This is a genomic window from Sphaerospermopsis reniformis (assembly GCF_005402885.1).
Lineage (GTDB): Bacteria > Cyanobacteriota > Cyanobacteriia > Cyanobacteriales > Nostocaceae > Sphaerospermopsis > Sphaerospermopsis kisseleviana.
This window is the reverse complement of the sequence record NZ_BJCE01000655.1, coordinates 1-247: the sequence shown is the minus strand read 5'-3', so window position 1 is coordinate 247 and position 247 is coordinate 1. Positions and strand designations below refer to the sequence as shown.

1 protein-coding gene is annotated in these 247 nt (G+C 40.1%); it reads left to right on the top strand.

Annotation, left to right across the window (positions count from 1 at the left end; translation table 11 throughout):
* The first annotated feature begins 87 nt into the window (after positions 1–87).
* Positions 88–243 carry a hypothetical protein gene (locus FFR48_RS28725; RefSeq protein WP_162502010.1) on the top strand — a complete coding sequence of 52 codons (156 nt, stop codon included), beginning with the start codon at positions 88–90 and terminating at the stop codon, positions 241–243.
* Positions 244–247: the final 4 nt, after the last annotated feature.

Genomic DNA, 247 nt, shown 5'->3' with positions numbered 1-247 from the left:
AAAAGTGTGCATTTTTTGGGATTTCAAGAGATGGCAAAGAAATTTTCAAATCTCCTCCTGACTCCTGACTCCTGACTCCTGACTCCTATGCCCTCACGGAAAGACTTTCTCAGCAACCCCTATGTATTTTTAGACAATATTAGTTGGGATAACTTTAATGAATCAGGAGACTTAAAATCTCAAGTAGAAGCCTACAAAAATTACACCGGATATTATCCTGAATCGGTTCATGCGATGCACTGAGCGC